The 4,024-nt window shown below is 40.2% G+C and carries 5 protein-coding genes; all 5 read right to left on the bottom strand.

The annotated features are described in order from the left end of the window. Positions 1–89: 89 nt before the first annotated feature. Positions 90–1,208, bottom strand: coding sequence for a Nif3-like dinuclear metal center hexameric protein (locus LD39_RS11630; protein ID WP_035546546.1), 1,119 nt, complete (start codon positions 1,206–1,208; stop codon positions 90–92). Next, a complete protein-coding gene (locus tag LD39_RS11625; protein WP_035546543.1) occupies positions 1,208–1,912 on the bottom strand; it encodes a tRNA (adenine(22)-N(1))-methyltransferase TrmK in 705 nt (234 codons plus the stop codon). Before LD39_RS11625 ends, LD39_RS11630 begins: the two co-directional genes overlap by 1 nt. A gap of 63 nt (positions 1,913–1,975) precedes the next feature. After that, positions 1,976–2,347: a cytochrome c550 gene (gene cccA, locus LD39_RS11620; RefSeq protein ID WP_035546541.1), complete on the bottom strand. Its 372-nt coding sequence runs from the start codon at positions 2,345–2,347 to the stop codon at positions 1,976–1,978. 107 nt (positions 2,348–2,454) lie between these two features. Further along, positions 2,455–2,991, bottom strand: a complete 537-nt coding sequence (locus tag LD39_RS11615; protein ID WP_035546539.1) for a hypothetical protein — start codon at positions 2,989–2,991, stop codon at positions 2,455–2,457. 79 nt (positions 2,992–3,070) lie between these two features. Beyond that, the coding region (gene rpoD / locus LD39_RS11610; protein ID WP_035546537.1) for an RNA polymerase sigma factor RpoD at positions 3,071–4,024 on the bottom strand (954 nt) is incomplete at its 5' end.

The following is a 4,024-nucleotide window of genomic DNA, read 5'->3' as shown; positions in this document are numbered from 1 at the left end:
AGAAAACGAAAAAACAAGAGCAAAAAAGCTAATCTAATAAAAGTCCTGAACGTATTCCTACGTTCAGGACTTTTTTAAATCCAGCAGGTTTATATAAAGTTGAAAAGTTCTGTATCAGCTTCAGATATTAAAATGTTTAAATCCTTGTCTTGATTACAGGTATCTTCTAAATACTTCTTCACCTTAGGACAAACGATTTTTTCTACATGATGTCCTGGGTCTATAAGGTCGAGGCCCATTTCCTTCGCATCTTGTGCTAAGTGGAAACTAAGGTCCCCTGTGATATAAACATCAGCCCCCATCCGTTTGGCCTGATGAATGTACTTCTCTCCGCTGCCTCCCAGTAAAGCTACTTGACTTACCTTCTTAAACTCATCTCCAACAAAACGCAGGGATGGAACTTGATATTTCTCTTTGACGACTTGGCAAAGTTCCTTCAACGTGACCGCTTCATGCAAGCGACCGATACGTCCCGCTCCTAGTGTTTCTCCTTCATTTAACAAAGGATAGAGATCATAAGCAACCTCTTCGTAAGGATGAGCATGCTCCATAGCTTTAAGTACAGCAGTTAATTTCGATTTTGGAACAATGGTCTCGATCCTTTTCTCTTTGACGATTTCAAGTTTGCCTATAGAACCTATATAGGGGTCTGTGCCATCTAGAGGCTGAAATGTTCCTTCACCGGAAATCTGATACGTACAGTGACTATAATTACCTATATGTCCAGCTCCAGCTTCACTAATCGCATTTCTAACTGAATTTGCATGGTCTTCAGGTACAAACACAGTCAATTTAACCAATTCATCCTGGTGTGAAGAAAGAAGTGGTTTGACATCAACTAAGTCTAAGGCTTCAGCCATTACATCGTTGACCCCACCTTGTGCAACATCAAGGTTCGTATGAGCGGCATATACGGTAATGTCATGTTGAATAAGCTTACGAATGACACGCCCTTTTGGTGTATCGAAATTAATTTCACTTAGTTTTACAAAAAGTAATGGATGGTGCGCGATGATTAAATCTACATTTTTTTCAATTGCTTCGTCTACTACATTTTCGAGCACATCCAATGTTACCATGACATTTCTGACTGGTTTGTTTAATGTTCCTACTTGCAATCCTACATTGTCCCACTCGAATGCTAAATGTTTGGGAGACCACTTCTCAAATTGTCGAATGATTTCTTGAGCTGTTTTCTTCTCTGGCATTAGTCAATAACCTCCTTCAACCAGTTTATTTCTTTGTTCAGTTGATCTGTTTTTTCTTGATTGACTGATGAAGCCCGTTTCAATTGCTCGAGAACGAATAACTTTTTATCCAGTTCCTCCTGGCACTTTTTCCGAAACACTTCTCCACCTTTTTTAAGTAAATGAGGCCCCAGCCAAAGTTCTTTTTCAAATTGTTCGCTTTGATAAGTTTGTTCAGGATCTCCCTTTTCCGCTACCAGTATTTCATAGATGTGGTCGTTTTCCTCAAGGATGTCTTCATTTACAAGAGTGAACTGATTTTCGTAAAACCAGCGTCGAAGTGACTGTGAATCGATATTTGGCTGAACGATGAGCCTGCTCACCTCACGCAGTTTATCTTTCCCTGCATCTAAAATATCCCGAATTAACGGACCGCCCATCCCTGCTATGACTACTTGTTTTACTTCATCAGCCTCTAATACTTCCAGTCCATTACCAAGTCTCACATCAATACGATCTTGGAGTTCATGAGAATTGACTTCTTTAAGAGCACTTGTATATGGCCCGTGATTGACTTCTCCCGCAACAGCTCTAGCACTTTCATCGCGTAGACATACATAGCAAGGTAGATAAGCGTGATCAGATCCTATATCAGCAAAATGGCTCCCTTCAGGTAAATAGGAAGCTACGCGGGATAGCCTTTCAGATAATTGATTAACATTCATAATAACGGTCCTTTCTCATAAAAAGAAAAGCTTCCTTTTACAGAAAGCTTTTCCCCAATGTTGCTATTTCTTCTTCGCTAACCATTCAGCTAACTTAGTCGCATCTTCACCTGTATAAAGTCCGGCTGGCATCTGAGACCCTTTACCATTCAAGATAATTTCCTTGATCTCATCAGCTGAATACTTACTGCCGACTTTTTGTAGGTTTGGTCCTACTCCACCGCTTAAGTCGCCGCCATGACAGCTTGCACACTTAGCTTGGAATAATTCTTCAGGATCACCGCCTGATGCTTGTTCTTCCTGTTTTGCTCCACCATTTTCTTCTTCGTTTTGGATGGCTTCACGCTGGTTGATTCCAGCAGCTGATACGATGATCATAGCCACAATACCTAAGACTGCAATAATTGCAAATGGAATCACAGGGTTTCTTCTCATTGGTTGCATCCTCCTTATGTATTCCCTCAAAATAGTATTCGTGTCTATTCGACTATATTTATTTTACTTGAAAACCATTACTTATTAAAGGGATAACATGTGAAAACTTATAAAACAAGATAGATTATTAACACTGAAAGTAGCACAATGCCGGAAATGAACAGATATCTTACTGAGAAACGCTTCCCTAACCATAACCATAATATACCATGCAGAGCAGCCGTTGAATAGGTGAACTGATTGTTAATCAGCAAATGGTTAAGCAGATGAATGGTCAACAGTAAAGCGATTAACAATCCAATAACTAAAGGGACATGAAACAAAAATGATTTTTTATAGTTTAACCACAAGGAATGTAAACATACAATCACTACAAAACTCGACAAAAGCCCTGTTTGCATTATGATGTCCATTTCAGTAAAATGAATGACAAGAAATGAAAGGGGTAACAAAATCAGGGTCAAAGCAACCGAAAGACTCCATATGGGTAAATTATAATTACCCTTTGCACCTTCGTTAGATGGTACATCTTTTCCCTCTGTATATAGAGCAAGCAAGAAATCACAGTATTCATTAGGAAGCAGACGATGTGCTTTCCAATAATTGATTTCCTGAACAATGGTTTGTTTACGATCCTCGGCCATGTCACACCCCCAATAAGCAAAAATAAAACCCAGGAACCCATCATTTTGAAATGCCGATGGATGCCTGAGTTCGAGTTGTTTATTCCATAAAATCTTTGAGACGCTTGCTTCGGCTTGGGTGTCTTAGTTTACGAAGTGCTTTCGCTTCAATTTGACGAATTCTCTCACGTGTAACGCCGAACACTTTACCAACCTCTTCGAGGGTTCTAGTGCGGCCATCGTCAAGACCAAAACGCAAACGTAACACGTTCTCTTCACGGTCTGTCAGTGTATCGAGTACATCCTCTAATTGTTCTTTCAACAATTCATAGGCAGCATGATCTGAAGGAGAAGTTGCTTCCTGATCTTCTATAAAGTCGCCTAGATGAGAATCGTCTTCCTCTCCGATTGGTGTTTCCAAAGAAACAGGTTCTTGTGCAATTTTAAGAATTTCACGTACTTTGTCTGGTGTCAAATCCATGTCCTGAGCGATTTCTTCGGGTGTAGGTTCACGTCCTAGATCTTGAAGAAGTTGACGCTGAACACGAATCAATTTATTGATCGTTTCTACCATATGAACTGGGATTCGAATCGTTCGTGCCTGGTCAGCGATTGCTCTTGTTATAGCTTGACGAATCCACCAAGTCGCATAGGTACTAAATTTGTAGCCCTTACGATAATCGAATTTTTCAACAGCTTTAATTAGCCCCATATTTCCTTCTTGAATCAAGTCAAGGAACAACATTCCGCGGCCTACATACCTTTTTGCAATACTTACAACGAGACGCAAGTTTGCCTCAGCCAAGTCACGTTTTGCTTCTTCGTCTCCACTTTCAATCCGTTGGGCGAGACTGATTTCATCTTTTGCAGACAATAGATTGACCCGACCAATTTCTTTCAAATACATGCGCACAGGGTCGTTTATTTTAACACCCGGAGGTACACTCAGGTCATTTAAATCAAATTCTTCCTCTTTATCTAGCTGCTTCATACTTGGATCGGTCTCTGAGTCACCAATTACCTCGACACCTTGCTCATTAAGGTGTTCATAAAA

This window comes from Halobacillus sp. BBL2006, assembly GCF_000786645.1.
In the GTDB taxonomy this organism is placed as follows: Bacteria; Bacillota; Bacilli; order Bacillales; family Halobacillaceae; genus Halobacillus.
The sequence above is the reverse complement of the archived record's forward strand: the minus strand, read 5'-3'. Positions and strand labels throughout refer to the sequence as shown.

Bases quoted from the DNA above. Each gene is read 5' to 3' on its own strand.
- LD39_RS11630 (WP_035546546.1), bottom strand. From the start codon at position 1,208: ATGCCAGAGAAGAAAACAGCTCAAGAAATCATTCGACAATTTGAGAAG.
- LD39_RS11625 (WP_035546543.1), bottom strand. From the start codon at position 1,912: ATGAATGTTAATCAATTATCTGAAAGGCTATCCCGCGTAGCTTCCTAT.
- cccA (WP_035546541.1), bottom strand. From the start codon at position 2,347: ATGAGAAGAAACCCTGTGATTCCATTTGCAATTATTGCAGTCTTAGGT.
- LD39_RS11615 (WP_035546539.1), bottom strand. From the start codon at position 2,991: ATGGCCGAGGATCGTAAACAAACCATTGTTCAGGAAATCAATTATTGG.